Genomic DNA, 14,879 nt, shown 5'->3' on the forward strand with positions numbered 1-14,879 from the left:
TTGCGAACCTAGGAAGAAGTTGACCATGCGCCTCTTCAGTCGGCTTATTTACAACTAAGATCCTTCTAACCAAACCAAAGGCACCTCTCCCATTCCACCATTTTTCTAAGATTTTGTTCACAATTAAATCATTATTCACTGTATTTTCATATTTTTCTCATATTTATTGATTGTATCTTGCTTATTTTCCTGCATAATAAGAATATGGATGATGAATCTACTCCGAGGAATTGGGAAATAGTACATCAGCTTTAGTGTTCGATCAGATACACAGTCTGGTGTGAGCATGACAAATCTACTATTATTGGAGGCGTTGTAATGGACAAAGGCAAGAGAACTTTTGTGAATGCGTGCATGGAGGCTATTTGTCAATGTGACACGAGTAACACCCACTATTTGTTTGAATTGAAAACCGGAGAACATGTTTATCGCGCGCAGCCCAGCCACCTTTCTATGTATAATAAGGACGGTTCCCTTGCCCAATTAATTGGCATGTTAAATCCTGCTTTTATTCGTACGTACCATGATTACATCAGCAATCATGCAGAGCATGGACGAATTTGGCTCCACCAAGAATTACAAAACTTTTTGAAGGCGTTCAACAATAAAGACGAAGAATACGGCTTCTAAGCTCAGCTCTAGCTGAACAGAAACCATAGTCTAATGAAATCCCCTTTACGCCGAAACCGCATGCGAACCGGCATGTCGACGAACGGCGTTCCAATCCAGGTTTGCTTTTCTTTTGGTCGAACAATCCAATACTGATGCAAGAAGGACATCTCCGTGTCAATTCCATTGCACGACTCAGAGATGTCTTTTTCATTTCTGAATCAACGGTTAAGTCTCCTTCTGATTCTGTGCTCCCCTATTTCCTTAACAATTCTGATGTAATCTTAAAATCTATTCGTTTATTTACATATTTTTAAATTCTCCCCCACCATTTCCGAACCATGCCTCCTATCTATAAAACATAGAGCAAAAATATACCAATATCTGCTTCATCCCCCCGCCACCGCCTCTTTAATCCACGCACCACAACATTCAGCTTCAACCCAAAAACTGAATCCCCGAAAGGAGCCCCACCATTATGCCATTTACCGACTATTTTGCTGCCCCGTTCGAGCCTGAGTGCTATGCCTTCGAGAGATTGTTGCAAAAGTATGAACCGAAAATCCGAAAAACCGTCAAACGCTATAACGACATGTACAAGCAGTATTTATGTCCCGCCGATTATGACGATCTACTGCAAACCGCGCAGTATGCATTCTCAGAAGCCAATGACAAATTCGACATTACAAAAGTTGCGCCGGACAAAAATCCGGAACATGTGTTCATCGCCTTCGCTGCTCGAACGATGGAAGGCCGACTCTCCGACTACCTCCGCAAACACTACAAGAACAAAAGTCGAGAAGTATACGAACGCGACGACTCCGCCTATGACATTCCCGATGAATCAAATGAGTCACTGAACAGGCAAATGCTGCGCATCCTCCAAGATCACCTCCCCACACTCACCCCGCGCGAGGCCCTCTACATCAAGCTTTCCGTCTTTCATGATTGGAGTACTGAACAAATCGCCGATGCTGCCCATGTCTCCGAGCACACGGTTCGCTCCTGGAAAAAAAGCTTGCGTAAAAAGTTGGCACCTTTAAAGGATGAATTGAAAAAACGAAAATAAGCAGTTAAAAAATCGATCGGTTCAACAGAAACAATGCTAATCCGGTCGATTTTTTGTTTTCGACTGTACAATGGTGGAACGAATAGGAAAATATATATATAAGATATTTTCTGCGGAGAATTGGAAACGACCATTATGTTGTCTAAATATCTTAGAACCCTATGCATCTATATAAATAATCATATAGACTTAGTCTTATCGTATTATTTTGTCGGAATTGTGAACAGATAGGTATTAATTATCTAATTTTTTGAAAATAAATATTCCTATTTATAGAAAAATTTAGTATTATGAAAACAAGGAGGTAAAGCGAAGCGTTAACGCAATAAAGCAAAAAGAAACCCTCAGTGAATCAAAAGGCGCTTGATTCATTAGCACCTCGATAGTCAAAGCAAGTCCTCGTAAGAACCAAGCTAGACCTCGCCTGAATGATCAGTGGATCTCAGCTGCTGATCCTCCTGCTTCCTCGAAGCGCCAACCACCTCCTTACTGGACAGGGATACATAGAAGAAGTCCACATCGTTTTATTCATCTAGTCAGTCACACGGCACCTATTACTGTCGCACCTCAACGGATTTGATACCAAATCACCTAATCAATACGTACGCACGTCATGCAAGTCTCAAGCGAACATTTCGTTCGACTGATCGATAATAATAGAGCAGCCGTCCCTTGTTATGAGACGACTGCTCATTTTTTAGTCCACCCACTTTGCTGCAAATCATCCTATACATAATTGATCCGATCTACACTCAGACCAAATTCCCTCCCCTCACCTGCTTTATGACCAGTACGAGCGTGTCAACCAATGAACACATCACACCAGATCAATCACTTTCCAGTAATATTGCCTCATCATATTTTCGCGTGTCCTTATAATAAATTCCATTGAATATCTCTTATTCTGAAGGTGATAAAATGAGAGTAACTATGAGAATTCTAGTGGATCTGATCAATCCAAAATTAATGTAGAAAATTTGAGTATAACAGAAACTGTAAGTAATCATGCTAAAGACATAATAAGAAAAGGAGTTAATACAGGAGAACTTTCTAGGCCATATATAGATTCAAAATGATTGATTTAGACACTAACAAAATAGTACATTTCAATTTTACAAAATAGGAGAATGAAGATGTTAATCGTTAATCAAAATAATTATTTTAATCAAGGAGTATTAACTTATTCAGAAAAAGATCATGAGTTTAATTCTAATCCCAAAATTAATTCGGATATCGTATTATTAGTAGGTTATATCAATATCGGTTTTGATTCAAAAACCAAAAAAGCCACACAAATTTGGGGATTTCATCATAACTTTAATTGGATCAGTCGAGAATTACATCAACCATTATTTTCAAAAGGAGAAATAAAACTAAATATAGAGATTTCACCGGGTGATAGTAAGCGAATTAAAGAAACAACTAATTGGCAAACATTCTATGATTCTACTAATGGATGGATTAAATTCGGAAATGATTTAGATACTTCTAATATCCATAATATTGAATTCTTCACAAATACCATTATGTCTATAGACAACAATGGTAAGATTGTCGCTCTATGGTTAAAACCTGAATTTAAATGATTTGTCTTTCTTATTCATTTTCTAGGATAAAGAATATATTGGTAGAAAAAAATCTTGAAAAAATTCCGATGACGCAGTTTCAGGTTTGTTTGGAAATTTAGGATCTGCGTTCAATTGAAAACAGGAAGTGAAAAAATGACACATCGACTCATCCCTTTTTATCGGGAAATGGACAAAAACAATCCGGGATTCACGCTTTTTTTAGATAAAAATTCCGGCAGGGTATACAAAGCTTATCACAAAAAAGTGAATCAACTGATTTATTGGATCACCTTCGCACTGGTTCTTGCTGTGTTGAGGAGCATCCAATCAATGAATCTGCCCACGGACACCCCACTTATTTTGTTAATCCTCCTCCTTTTAGAGTTTATTGGCAGCTTTTTCATTGGATGTCACTTTTATAAATCCTATTATTTTAAGAACTTAAAAGAAGTATTTTTTGATCAAACCATGCTTCAAGAATACATTATTTCCGGTAAACGTATGTTTAAAATCGATTTGATTGCTACTCTTAGCTCATTCGTCGTTTTTGCGCTCACTTTAGTATTATTTTTACTTACCTATTGGATTATCTGGTATTTATTATCATTTCTCATGCTCGTACTTACTTTTCATATGCTATATAGCTTCTCTTGGGACCGATTCAAGCTGTATAAACAAGAGTGACTCAAAGATTAGAGAGGCTGGAAATTATATAATCTAGATTTTATTTAACAAATATGCAATTCTCTTTGAAAAGAATGAAAACCAAATTCTTATATAGTCATGATTAACTACCGTAAAGAATGTGCAAAAATCTATCAAATATCTTAGATAGGAGAAGAAACATGGAAGTTAATATAAAATTAGCAAAGAAAAATTTATTACCTAAAATTGACACACTTTGCAAGACTATGTGGTTTAATAACGCGAGTATCTCAAAGGTTGGAAATGATGAACTTTTAAATAATAGATACGAAGTGTCATTATCTTGGGATAAGTGGATTAATGACAAGAGATGGGTTGAACACAGTAAATCAAAAGAATATATCTACTTTCAATTGATTCAACCTCGGATAATGAAAATCGAGGTTGATGATGCTGTTACATTTGTTGACAAAAGAGCAGTATACTTAGCAGCAAAACTAATCGCTGATAAAAATGACGGGAAGGTTAAACTTGATGATGGCGATTGGTTGTCGATTAAAACGTTTATTGATCTTAAAAAAAATTACATTAATTGTTCGATTGATGATGCAATACAAATAAGTCTGAAAGAATAAATATACTATTAAAGTAAGCGTCAAATAGCCCACACCTAGTCAATGATATGATCCCCATTGAGTTGACAGATGAAATAATAAAAATCTGTTGATTCAAGGGGATTATTTTATGTCTCATAGGGTTTGGCTTTCTGCGGAGGAAAAACTGGTAGCGGTTAAAGATATTGTGAAAGGGAGAAAATCAAAATGATAAAAAAAGAATTAGAACAAATGATCAATGAAAATAAGGATTTTGGCTTTTTTACAGGCGGGGTGAATGAACAAATAATTAATAATATGGAGCAAGAGTTGGGGGTAACATTGCCACAAAGCTATAAATGGTTTCTATTAAATTATGGAAGCGGTGGGGTATTTGGCGTTAACATTATTGGAGTGGGTAAAGCAAATCGCCCTATTGCAACGATTGCTACCAAAGAAAAAAGAAAATTTGGGTTAAATAAAGGGCTTGTATTAATTGAAAACTGTGATGAATATTATTATTGTTTGGATACAAGAAAACTGATTGATGCTGAATGTCCTGTCATTTCATGGGATCAATTTGCTGGAATTGACAGCATTGAAGCAAACAATTTTTATGAATTCTTCTATAACCGAATAATGGATTCGAAAGAGGCATGGGATGAAGATGAATGAAAAATCTCATAAAATTTATTTTTCGCATATATTCATGGAAAAATAACCCATTGAGAGAATATGAAATGAATTAACCGTATCATTTAGGACTCGTGATGCCCACTTACTGGCTCACCACTGAATACAAAGTTAATGCAGAGATAAGTAAAATGCAAAAAAATTCTCGCTTGGCTGCTGAACGTGAACTTTCCCCTAAAGTTGGATGACAAAATACCCAACTGATTATAAGATGAAGGCGGTTAATGGGTATCTCAAGGGGACGCACTTCGTTATGCCGTAACTATCCTCTATTCCTTCTAAGGAAAAACCTTTTAAATTTGGTGCATCGCTATCAGCCAAACGACATTGCAGAGATTAAAAAATCGAATTACAGCCGCCAAAGCACATGCCAAACACTATCAAACGCTGCGCAGCCAATTCCACACACTGCGTCAAGCATTCCAACAAATCTCAGGACTCGGTACTGATTTTCAAGGACACGGAGCCGATGCAATCAAAGCGTTCTACACTGCTCAGGTGAATGTCGTCGATGCCTGGCTGCGGTTGATTGACAAAAAAATCGCCTATTTTCAGGGTGTTGCCGGTACAATCCAAGATAAAAATCTTGGCGGCAACACGCAGGTCCAGGTCCCCTTTTTGAACGAGGAATTGTCCATGAGCTACGCGCGTTCCAAAGAAATGGTGCGCGAGCAACACGACGATATTGCCAAGGTTCTGAGCAGCATTTCCGATCTGATACCGATCAAAGTCTTTTCCAACCATGACATTGATCAAGCATTGGACGCCGCCGACAAGAAACGCGCAAAGATGGTGCACGACGTTCAGGATCTCGATCAAACATTGACCAATGAATACCGACAAATCAATGAAGATTTACCGTCCATCCAGGCACTGTACGAAGAACTGATTCACGCGACCCGCCAAGGCGCCGATGTTCAACCCATGCATTTCAATGCCAGCGCCTACCATGACAGTAAAATCTATCATGTTCAAGCTGAATTAAAACAAGAAACACAGAAATATCTGGAGATTAAAAAACAGCAGGAACAGGCACGTCATGTGTCGAAAAAAGACACACAACCAGTCAATCCCCTGCTCGCAAATGTAACCAAAGCAGTAATCATTGATCAAGAAATTCAATATGGCATACGTGATGGCGCAAAAGATGCGGTCAAAGACACCGTCCTCGGCATTTGGAATGCAGCAACAAATCCAGTCAAGACGTTCAAATGCACATGGCATGCAGCGACTCACCCGATTCAAACCTTTAACGTCATCAAAAACGCGTTAATTCAGTCCTTTGATAAAGACATAATGCATGGCAATGCCTATACACAATCAAAATGGATCGCCAATGCATTCGTCACGGTGGCAGCCTCGTTTATCGGAACAAAAGGTATTGACAAAATTAGTAAAGCAGCTAAAGCTGGAAAACTAATCGAAACCGCAGGTAAAGCACGCACTAAGAGTACAGAATGGGTGAACCAAAAACTGGATCAATGGAGTATTCCCCTCCTGTCTCGCACGCAATTTGCGGACGGCTCATTTCCTTACAACACAATTGACGCTAAGGGGTTAAAAAACAAACTGCAGCAATTGCCAGATCGTACTGCCCCACTCACCAACCAAATTAATCATGTGCGGGATTTGATTCAGCAAGCGTCTGTAAAGAATGTTGACGGTGTAAAAAAAGATGTGAAAACTGCCGAGATTAAAAGCGTCCCTAAACTTTCAGATTTAACAACAGATAAACAAATTAAAGTAGCTAAAAAGTACTCAAAAGGGGCACCAATTCAAATTCCAAATAATGCTATTATTAAAGTTCAATCCAAAAATGGGTATGAACAGATATCTTTTAAATGGAATAGAGCTGGGATCAAATACGAGGTAAGATGGCATACAAGAACACTTGGTGCCCCAGCGAACCAAGGCAATACTTATGTAGTGGAGCAAACAATACCAGGAAGTGCTAGTGGTCAAAAAAAATCCCAAAAAATTTTAATAGGTGAAAATGAATGGATAAGTAAAAATGAGTGGCAAAAAGCTATTCAAGATAGAAAAAAAGGAATAGCTACTTCTGAGCAAATTAAAATTTTAGAAAAAGGGCATTGGATAGCACCATAAACAATAAATGGAGGATAAATATGAACACCATTGACTACTATAAAGGATTTGAAGGAAATCCTGAAATAGATTTCTTTATTCAACATGAAAAAAAGCTTTGTCTTATAAAGCTGTGGGAAGGTTACTTTGATAAGATTATGCAACAAATAGAACCAGCTGATACAGGATGGACATCCTTAGCTTATTTTTATCAGATGCAAGAAGGCTGGTATGATGAATCACCATGGAAAATACCGAATAACGAAGAGGCTTATAAACAATTCAAGAGCATTGACTCAAAAATTCTAGATGACCAGGAAAAACGAATATTGAATGATTTAATAGACTTTTTTGAAAAACATCTGAAAGATCCCATCTTTATCGAATATTCATAAAATACTTGGTAAAATCGTTGGTATTCTCCACTCTAAGTTAGGAGACAGATTCAGATAACCTCATAAAAAAATGCGTTAATTCAGTCCTTTGATAAAGACACAATGCACGGCAATGCCTATACACAATCAAAATGGATCGCCAATGCATTCGTCACGCTGGCAGCCTCGTTTGTCGGAACATAAGATATTGACAAAATTAGTAAAGCAGCTAAGCTGGAAAACTAACCGAAACCGCAGGTAAAGCACGCACCATCATAAAAACAGTACAGACCAAGGGTACAGAATTGGTGAACCAAAAACTGGATCAATGGAACATCCCCCTCCTGTCTCGCACGCAATTTGCGGACGGATCGGTACCTTACAATGTTATCGATACTAAGGGATTAAGAAACAAATTGCAGCAGTTGCCAAATCGTAATGAGCCGCTCACCAATCATATTGATCATGTGCGGGATTCAATTCAGCAAGCGTCAGCGAGAAAGATTGAAAATTCAGGGCAAGAATTGAAAAACAGTAAACCAAATAACAATGAACGCCTAATAATTACTCATCCTCTGAGTAAAGAAAATTTAAAACATATTCAAAATAGGCATAATGTCAACATATTAAAAAAACAAACCAATTATCTAACTGATGCTCAATTAAATAAAATGATTAATAATAGATTATTTTTTAATCCTAATTGGAGTATTGAAGACATAAGTAAGTATTCTGAGATTGCTTACAATGATTTGTTACACCAAGGCAAGACAGGAAATTTAACCTATAAGATAAATGGTGAAATTTTGAATGTATATATTCATTCTGACGGTACTTTTGGCACGGTGTATGGAATTCATAAGTTCACTGTTCAAGAAATTAGAAACATCAATAATTAACCAGGGGGATTAAAATGTTTCACATAAACTATAAGATATTTAATCATATAGAAAACGAAGTAAATGAGCTTAAAGGCGCAGATGGATACTTTCAAATACAAGCTGGAGATTCAGAGTATGGTCTAATGCTTACAGAGGACCTAGATGCTTTTTCTGTTTCAGTATACTGGTGGTTTATCTATTTTTTAGAAGCACTGTGCCTAATTCAAAGGGAAAATCAGGTATACATAAGTGATATCGAAACACCTCAAGTATGGATTGAGCTAACGCGAATAAACGATGACAAACTGCTAATTAGTGAAGCCCATGCAACTAAGCCTGAAGGAAGCCACGCCGTTGTCTGCACCATTCCAAACAAGGTTACCTATCCTGCTTGGAGCAGAGAGCCTGTATTATTCACTGAGTTTAGAGATGAGCTATTAACAGGTTCACTCAACTACTTAAACGATTTATATAAAATAAACACGCAAAGTCACCCCGGTCTCATAAAATTGAAAACATTAATAGACAAGGTGAAAAAATAAGACTTCCAGCCTTTTTACACGAGTATTTATTAATAGCTAAACTATGGTGAGTATAATCTATCAATTCCACAGCTTGCGCGCTGCACTTCAACACATCGCAGGACTCAGCTCTGATTTTCAAGGGCACGGAGCCGATGCAATCAAAGCATTCTACGCTGCTCAGGTGAATGTCGTCAACGCCTGGATTCGTCTGATTGATAAGAAGATTGCCTATTTCCAAGGCGTTGCCGGTACGATTGATGACAAAAACCTCGGTGGTGACACGCAAGTTCATATGCCCTTCTTGAATGAGGACCTGTCCATGGGCTATGCACGTTCCAAGAAAATGGTGCGTGAGCAGCGTGATGACATCGCCAATATTCTGAGCTGTATATCATCTGATCTTGTGCCGATCAACGTCTTCTCCAACCATGAGGTTGATCAGGCACTGGACGCGGCCGATAAAAAACGCGCACAAACGGCGCTTGATGTTCAAGACCTTGATCAGAATCTGACCAATGAATACCACCAAATCACGGAAGATCTACCGTCCATACAAGCACTATACGGAGAATTGATTCACGCGACCCGCCAAGGCGCCGATGTGCAGCCGATGCATTTCACCGCCACCGCCTATCATGACAGTAAAATCTATCAAGTTCAGGATGAAATGCGGAAGGAAACCCAGAACTATTTGGAGATTAAAAAGCAGCAGGAACAGGCGCGTCATGTGTCGAAAAAAGACACACAACCAGTCAATCCCCTGCTCGCAACTGCCACCAAAGCAGTGATCATTGATCAAGAAATTCAATATGGCGTACGTAATGGCGCAAAAGATGCGGTCAAAGACACCGTCCTCGGCATATGGGATACAGCAACAAATCCGGTGGAGACGTTCAAAAACACATGGTATTCTGCTACCCACCCGATTCATACCTTTAACGTCATCAAAAACGCATTAGTTCAATCCTTTGATAAAGACATCGTGCACGGCAATGCCTATACGCGATCAAGATGGGTCGTCTACGCATTCACCAAGCTGGCAGCCTCAGTTGTCGGTACCAAAGGCGTCGACAAAATCAGTAAAGCAGCCAAGGCTGGGAAGATAGGCGAAGCCGCCAGCAAAGCTCGTGCGGTGACAAAAACAACACTGGCAAAGCATGCAAAATCAGTGAATAATAAACTTGATCAGTGGAGCGCTTCTCTATTTCCCCGTACCCAATTTGCAGACGGATCGGTACCTTACAATGTTATTGATACCAAGGGACTAAGAAACAAATTGCAGCAGTTGCCCGATCGTAATGAGCCACTCACCAACCAAATTGATCGTGTGCGAGATTTGATTCAGCAGGCGTCAGCTAAAAAAGTTGCTTTAGCTAAGGTTACGGATAATAATATTCTAAATTTGACTGTTGATGATATACCAACCACAAAGAGTGGAAAGTTCAATGATTTTTTCAATTCCCTTACAAGTAGTGATCTAGATGAACTTTGGAAAGATAAAAAAATCAAAAAGAAAATTGAACGTCAGCTTAGAGCACCTGGAGGGTTGCATGAGTGGCATTTAGTCTCAAGAGCCCCACAATTTAAATATTGGAATATTAGTGCTGAAAAGATTAGAGATTTAAGAACCGCTATCTCTGATGTTAAATTTGTCAATCCGAATGGTGTCCATGGAGGACTTGGTTCAACCAAAGCACATAATGAATTATTAGAACTAGTAGATACATCTAACGACTATCATACATTCGTTAGACGACTTAATAATTGGGCTAATTATAGACTTGAAGGTGGAGTTTTGTCCTTGCCAAAAGGTCTTAGGTTAAAATAGGAGGATACTTAGATGGAAAAACAAGGATGGGTATCTATTTGGTTAGGTAATATCAAAGAAGAAGACTCTTTAGGAGAGTATGTAGATTTAATATATGATGAGGATGGCGAGTCTGTTCCTTCTAAATTTTTTATCAATTTTAATATTGACATGGATGAAACAGATGAGGATACCATTGAAAAAACAGTCTACACGAATGGTAGTAGTGACATTGCCACATTATTAAACGGGTGTTCATATGAAGAAGTGATCATCCCAACAGTCCAGAAAAATGTGGATTTAAAAAAAACATACAATGCAGTGATTCTCATATACAATTTTGAATATAACAATGAAATTACTTCATCTGATGCTTTTGATTTTATTATTGCTACAAAATACGAGTAAATTAGGGGTAGCGTCAAAAGCTCTATGAAAACCACACCATGATATCGGCGTTCCCTGTCTATTAATGGAAGGATGGAAATCGATGGAAATCACATATAGTATATTTGATAAACCAGGATATAAAAAATATCCAATTATACTTTTTACTGATAAAAAGTATATAGGTTTAGAAGAACTATTGAATACAGAAGGATCAAAAATAAGTTTGGAAGAAATCTTAGAAAAACTGAACACGGTAGAAAATGGTCAACGCACGCTTGAAGAAATAGGGAATGAAAGAAGTATGTTAGAAATCCGCAAAGAAAAGTGTGTTATCTATGACTTATTTGAAGGAATAATTGATGAAGATGAATTGAACCCGACAATAACAATCCCAATTGAACAGTTAAAAATAATTATACAGAATTGGATAATTGAAAAAAAGAAACTATATAATACCCTTTAAAGAGTTGTATTAATGCAAAACAACCTAAATTTGATGGAAATGCCTGTCCTTTGATTGGGTATATGATCATAAAGATGAAATCGCTCACGAATTCAAAAAATTAGGCGAAGACGCTGCCCAATAAGAAAAAAATCGTACACCGAGTAATCGAACTATGCAAAAAAATCGGTGAAGCAGTTTCCGGTTTCTTCGGAAATTTAGGATCTGCGTTTAATTGAAAACAGGAAGTGAAAAAATGACACATCGACTCATCCCTTTTTGGACAAAAACAATCCGGGATTCACGCTTTTTTTAGATAAAAATTCCGGCAGGGTTTACAAGGCTTATCATAAAAAAGTGAATCAACTGATTTATTGGATCGCCTTCGCACTGGTTCTCGCTGTGCTAAGGGGCATCCAATCAATGAATCTGCCCACGGACACCCCACTTTTTTTGTCTATCCTATTCCTTTTTGAATTAACAATCAGTTTTTTCGTCGGTTTCAGATTGTATCGTTCCTATTATTTTAAGAACTTAAAGGAAGTATTTTTTGATCAAACCATGCTTCAGGAGTACATCACTTCCGGTAAACGTATGCTTAAAATTGATTTGATTGCTACTGTTAGCTCATTCGTCGTTTTTGCGCTCGCTTTAGTATTATTTTTACTTACCTATTGGATTATCTGGTATTTATTATCATTTCTCATGCTCGTACTTACTTTTCATATGCTATATAACTTCTCTCGGGACAGATTTAAGCTGTACAAACATGAGTGACTGGTTATCCCCCTAATGCTTAACAAATTTGAATCAGAAACACTATCCAACAATCTTCAGGGAAAAATATTAGCAGCCTTTCTGGAAAAGAAGTCGAATTCAAGTGGTTAGGAGACAATAACAAAGCGATAGAGATTAAGGGCAACGTTCTCGTTAACGGACAACGGATGGATATTTCCAGACGTGTATATCAGATTAATAACATTGATTGGAATTATATTCCCAAAAGCCCAAATGCAAGGAATCTTTCTAACAGAGAACTCACCGCAAAAGGTCGCGCGCCCTATATTATTGATAAAAATGGTAAGGAAACACAGATTGAACTTCATCATTTGATTCAAAAAGAAGCTGGTAATATGGTAGAAATAGTTGCCACTACACATGACAAATATAAAAAAATTTTACAGGGTTTAATTAAAAATGGGGACAGTTTTAGAAATAATGATCGATTAGATAAACAGTTTAATAACTTCAGGAAAAAATATTGGAAATGGCGTTCAAATAACTTAGACTGAGGTGAATCTATGATGAATCAATCTATATTAGCTATGATCGATAAATATAAGGAAAAAGGTGACTTCACCGGACAAATATCTGATAGAGATATCGAAAACGCTGAAAAGACATTAGGGATCAAATTCCCTCATGCCTACAAAAATTTCATTAAAAATTATGGTTCAGGAGGCATTTGCGGTGTGGAGATATTAGGCGTAGAAGGTCCTGACCACGCATCCGTAGTGAACGCAACAAACCGGTTTAGAAATTTGGGACTTCCAATGAATTATTTAGTGATTGAAAGCGTAGATGAATTTATTTATTGCATTGATACCAAAGATGAATTTAAAGTGATCCGTTGGGATGATGTAAGCAAAAAAGCAGTAAACAGATATTCTACTTTTGAAGACTATTTACAAGACAGTTTTCAAGAAGCGATTGATAACTGGGATTAAATTAGAATGAATAGCCTATTTGAAATTACTCTGAAAAATCATCCGTCAACGGGAAACGTCCACCTTCTATGAGTGGACGTTTTTGTATAACCGATCATTTATTTCATTCCTTGATTTTCAAAACCACAAATCCTACGATAACAACGTCACACCTTATGACATCCCTGATGAGCCATTGAACCCGTTGAACTGAGACGGAATTGTTCCATTTCAGCTTGAGTGTCAGTTCGGCGTTTTGTTTCTTCAGCGCATCACGTTCTTCTCACAGTTCTTCAATTGTGGGTGTGTTTGAATCCGTTCGGTTTTCCATTTTTTTATTGTAATCGAAGACGCGCATCCTGTCTCTCCTATCTTTGAAAATCAGAGAAGGGTGCGCGTGGTGATTTCTTTGTGTGCCTGACGTTGCTGAATAGACAGACCATCCAGCAGCCAGTTGAGTTGACGACGATTGATGGGTAACGAAGGGCTTGAGTCATTGGCCTTCGGCCATTGAAAGGTTCCTTTTTCTAAATGCTTGTAATACAGCCAAAATCCGCTGTATTCCCAATGCAAAATTTTTAACTTATCTCGTTTTCGATTACAGAAGACAAACAGACATGGCGAAAGCGGATCGAGATGAAAGCCTCCTTGAACCAAGATAGATAATCCAACAATGGATTTGCGCAGATCCGTAGGACCTTTAGCCAAATAGACATTTTCAATGCTGGATGCACGGATCATAAAGCACGCAGCACCCGAACCACATCCGCAAACAAATCCGGATCAAACCCAGTATGAACCTCAACTTTCGCGGATCCAATATAAATGAATAAGGGCTCCTGCTCTGCGGCATGGGCCAATCCAACAGGCATCCAGTGATTTGTATCAGGAACTGGGCAAATATGACGGAACTTGCGTCGCCAATAACGGAATTGCCATAAAGGAATGACCTGATCCGCACACCACTCTTTGCCTGTTAAATCGCTAGTCTAGAAATCTTGCATTAGTTTCTTCCAGCGTTCATGTAATTCTAATCGTGTCATGGATCATCCTCCCGATCAATTAATAGAGCTATGATCGAGTGATCAGGAGAAGGTGTCCATTATTTGACGCTTACGTCGGAACCAAAGTCGTTGACAAAATCAGTAAGTTGCTAAGACTGGGAAAATAGAGGACGGTCCGGTTCTCTACAACCCGATTAAAGCTAAAGAGTTAAAAAACAAACTGCAACAACTACCTGATCGTAATGACCCGCTCCCCAATCAAATCGATCATGTGCGAAATCTGATTTAGCAAGCATATGAACAGATTTCCTATTGTGGCAAGGTATGGACTATTTGGGTCAGAGTTGACATGTTCCGAATGTGAATGATTACCGCTAACCAAATGTACCACTAGTGTTTTTAATACCCACACTTCCAAATATTCTCTTCCTTCTCCAAAATAATTTCCGAGTACGCATAATCATTTCTTCTCCATAAATATTTACTAGC

Annotated in this window: 17 protein-coding genes and 1 pseudogene; 16 read left to right on the forward strand and 2 right to left on the reverse strand. The window is 38.0% G+C overall.

Annotation, left to right across the window (positions count from 1 at the left end):
• Positions 1-318: 318 nt before the first annotated feature.
• From AC1MBV_RS06240 to AC1MBV_RS06315, 16 genes are all read left to right on the forward strand, one after another.
• On the forward strand, positions 319-630 hold the full coding sequence (locus AC1MBV_RS06240; protein ID WP_255747173.1) for a hypothetical protein: 312 nt from the start codon (positions 319-321) through the stop codon (positions 628-630).
• A gap of 457 nt (positions 631-1,087) precedes the next feature.
• Complete coding sequence (locus AC1MBV_RS06245; RefSeq protein ID WP_480947849.1) at positions 1,088-1,678, forward strand: sigma-70 family RNA polymerase sigma factor; 591 nt, start codon at positions 1,088-1,090, stop codon at positions 1,676-1,678.
• 1,133 nt (positions 1,679-2,811) lie between these two features.
• Positions 2,812-3,264 carry a hypothetical protein gene (locus AC1MBV_RS06250; protein WP_480947850.1) on the forward strand — a complete coding sequence of 151 codons (453 nt, stop codon included), beginning with the start codon at positions 2,812-2,814 and terminating at the stop codon, positions 3,262-3,264.
• A gap of 135 nt (positions 3,265-3,399) precedes the next feature.
• Positions 3,400-3,930, forward strand: coding sequence for a hypothetical protein (locus tag AC1MBV_RS06255; RefSeq protein WP_480947851.1), 531 nt, complete (start codon positions 3,400-3,402; stop codon positions 3,928-3,930).
• 161 nt (positions 3,931-4,091) lie between these two features.
• A complete protein-coding gene (locus AC1MBV_RS06260; protein WP_480947852.1) occupies positions 4,092-4,526 on the forward strand; it encodes a hypothetical protein in 435 nt (144 codons plus the stop codon).
• 186 nt (positions 4,527-4,712) lie between these two features.
• Positions 4,713-5,159 (forward strand): SMI1/KNR4 family protein, encoded by a 447-nt coding sequence (locus AC1MBV_RS06265; RefSeq protein ID WP_480947853.1) that lies wholly within the window; start codon positions 4,713-4,715, stop codon positions 5,157-5,159.
• A 345-nt stretch (positions 5,160-5,504) separates the two neighbouring features.
• The gene (locus AC1MBV_RS06270; RefSeq protein WP_480947854.1) at positions 5,505-7,283 is read left to right on the forward strand and encodes a ribonuclease YeeF family protein; all 1,779 of its coding nucleotides are present in this window, start codon (positions 5,505-5,507) and stop codon (positions 7,281-7,283) included.
• A 20-nt stretch (positions 7,284-7,303) separates the two neighbouring features.
• Positions 7,304-7,657: a dihydroorotate dehydrogenase (quinone) gene (locus tag AC1MBV_RS06275; RefSeq protein WP_480947855.1), complete on the forward strand. Its 354-nt coding sequence runs from the start codon at positions 7,304-7,306 to the stop codon at positions 7,655-7,657.
• Positions 7,658-7,944: 287 nt separating this feature from the next.
• Complete coding sequence (locus AC1MBV_RS06280; protein WP_480947856.1) at positions 7,945-8,535, forward strand: hypothetical protein; 591 nt, start codon at positions 7,945-7,947, stop codon at positions 8,533-8,535.
• A 14-nt stretch (positions 8,536-8,549) separates the two neighbouring features.
• On the forward strand, positions 8,550-9,059 hold the full coding sequence (locus AC1MBV_RS06285; RefSeq protein WP_480947857.1) for a hypothetical protein: 510 nt from the start codon (positions 8,550-8,552) through the stop codon (positions 9,057-9,059).
• 73 nt (positions 9,060-9,132) lie between these two features.
• Positions 9,133-10,869 carry a ribonuclease YeeF family protein gene (locus AC1MBV_RS06290; RefSeq protein WP_480947858.1) on the forward strand — a complete coding sequence of 579 codons (1,737 nt, stop codon included), beginning with the start codon at positions 9,133-9,135 and terminating at the stop codon, positions 10,867-10,869.
• A gap of 12 nt (positions 10,870-10,881) precedes the next feature.
• A complete protein-coding gene (locus tag AC1MBV_RS06295) occupies positions 10,882-11,256 on the forward strand; it encodes an immunity 22 family protein (RefSeq protein ID WP_480947859.1) in 375 nt (124 codons plus the stop codon).
• An 82-nt stretch (positions 11,257-11,338) separates the two neighbouring features.
• The gene (locus AC1MBV_RS06300; protein WP_480947860.1) at positions 11,339-11,701 is read left to right on the forward strand and encodes a hypothetical protein; all 363 of its coding nucleotides are present in this window, start codon (positions 11,339-11,341) and stop codon (positions 11,699-11,701) included.
• A gap of 258 nt (positions 11,702-11,959) precedes the next feature.
• Entirely contained in the window at positions 11,960-12,457 is a 498-nt protein-coding gene (locus tag AC1MBV_RS06305) for a hypothetical protein (protein WP_480947861.1), read from the forward strand.
• Between the two features lie 167 nt (positions 12,458-12,624).
• Positions 12,625-12,972: an HNH/ENDO VII family nuclease gene (locus AC1MBV_RS06310; protein ID WP_480947862.1), complete on the forward strand. Its 348-nt coding sequence runs from the start codon at positions 12,625-12,627 to the stop codon at positions 12,970-12,972.
• Between the two features lie 12 nt (positions 12,973-12,984).
• Positions 12,985-13,407: an SMI1/KNR4 family protein gene (locus AC1MBV_RS06315; protein ID WP_480947863.1), complete on the forward strand. Its 423-nt coding sequence runs from the start codon at positions 12,985-12,987 to the stop codon at positions 13,405-13,407.
• Between the two features lie 360 nt (positions 13,408-13,767).
• Here the strand turns inward: AC1MBV_RS06315 and tnpB are convergent, their stop codons facing one another.
• Together tnpB and tnpA are read right to left on the reverse strand one after the other, a co-directional pair.
• Positions 13,768-14,127 (reverse strand): IS66 family insertion sequence element accessory protein TnpB, encoded by a 360-nt coding sequence (gene tnpB, locus AC1MBV_RS06320; protein WP_480947864.1) that lies wholly within the window; start codon positions 14,125-14,127, stop codon positions 13,768-13,770.
• Positions 14,124-14,363: pseudogene (gene tnpA / locus AC1MBV_RS06325) on the reverse strand (IS66 family insertion sequence element accessory protein TnpA); the annotation flags it as partial. The gene tnpB and the pseudogene tnpA, both read right to left, overlap by 4 nt.
• Positions 14,364-14,879: the final 516 nt, after the last annotated feature.

This window comes from Sporolactobacillus sp. PKPK-6 (assembly GCF_056678885.1).

Coding starts and splice junctions, on each gene's coding strand:
- tnpB (WP_480947864.1), bottom strand. CDS start 14,127: ATGATCCGTGCATCCAGCATTGAAAATGTCTATTTGGCTAAAGGTCCT.
- AC1MBV_RS06310 (WP_480947862.1), top strand. CDS start 12,625: ATGGATATTTCCAGACGTGTATATCAGATTAATAACATTGATTGGAAT.
- AC1MBV_RS06255 (WP_480947851.1), top strand. CDS start 3,400: ATGACACATCGACTCATCCCTTTTTATCGGGAAATGGACAAAAACAAT.
- AC1MBV_RS06260 (WP_480947852.1), top strand. CDS start 4,092: ATGGAAGTTAATATAAAATTAGCAAAGAAAAATTTATTACCTAAAATT.
- AC1MBV_RS06275 (WP_480947855.1), top strand. CDS start 7,304: ATGAACACCATTGACTACTATAAAGGATTTGAAGGAAATCCTGAAATA.
- AC1MBV_RS06285 (WP_480947857.1), top strand. CDS start 8,550: ATGTTTCACATAAACTATAAGATATTTAATCATATAGAAAACGAAGTA.
- AC1MBV_RS06300 (WP_480947860.1), top strand. CDS start 11,339: ATGGAAATCACATATAGTATATTTGATAAACCAGGATATAAAAAATAT.
- AC1MBV_RS06240 (WP_255747173.1), top strand. CDS start 319: ATGGACAAAGGCAAGAGAACTTTTGTGAATGCGTGCATGGAGGCTATT.
- AC1MBV_RS06295 (WP_480947859.1), top strand. CDS start 10,882: ATGGAAAAACAAGGATGGGTATCTATTTGGTTAGGTAATATCAAAGAA.
- AC1MBV_RS06265 (WP_480947853.1), top strand. CDS start 4,713: ATGATAAAAAAAGAATTAGAACAAATGATCAATGAAAATAAGGATTTT.
- AC1MBV_RS06315 (WP_480947863.1), top strand. CDS start 12,985: ATGAATCAATCTATATTAGCTATGATCGATAAATATAAGGAAAAAGGT.
- AC1MBV_RS06250 (WP_480947850.1), top strand. CDS start 2,812: ATGTTAATCGTTAATCAAAATAATTATTTTAATCAAGGAGTATTAACT.
- AC1MBV_RS06245 (WP_480947849.1), top strand. CDS start 1,088: ATGCCATTTACCGACTATTTTGCTGCCCCGTTCGAGCCTGAGTGCTAT.